Consider the following 455-nt stretch of genomic DNA (forward strand, 5'->3'; position numbering starts at 1 on the left):
CAAATACAAGCATTTTAAACGGGCAGCAGAAGAATGCAATATCTCACAATCTGCTTTAAGCTTGGGGATTGCAGAGCTGGAAAAACAGCTTGATACCCAAATTTTTGAGCGTAACAACAAGCAAGTGCTAATCACCCCGATTGGGGAGGAAATTCTTGAGCGTGCCACGCGGATATTTGCCGAAGTCAATGATTTGGTGACCCGCGCCCAGACGCACCAAACCCCACTCGCCTATCCGATGACGATTGGTATCATCCCAACCATTGCGCCTTTTTTACTGCCCAAGGTATTGCCGCTACTGCGCCAACAATTCCCACAATTTCAGCTCAATGTAGTAGAAGAACAAACTGAGCGACTGCTTGAAAAAGTCCGTTATGGAGCGATTGATACCGCCATTATTGCGCTGCCTTACAACACTGACGGCTTGTTATCATTTGAGTTTTGGTCAGAGACGT

General features: G+C 46.6%; 1 protein-coding gene. It reads left to right on the plus strand.

Annotation, left to right across the window (positions count from 1 at the left end; all coding sequences use genetic code 11):
- Positions 1 to 455, plus strand: a 455-nt coding sequence (locus tag M3175_RS25985) for a LysR family transcriptional regulator (RefSeq protein ID WP_251524596.1), incomplete at both ends; no start/stop codon positions are given.

Source organism: Robertmurraya korlensis (genome assembly GCF_023715225.1).
Taxonomy (GTDB): domain Bacteria; phylum Bacillota; class Bacilli; order Bacillales; family Cytobacillaceae; genus Robertmurraya_A.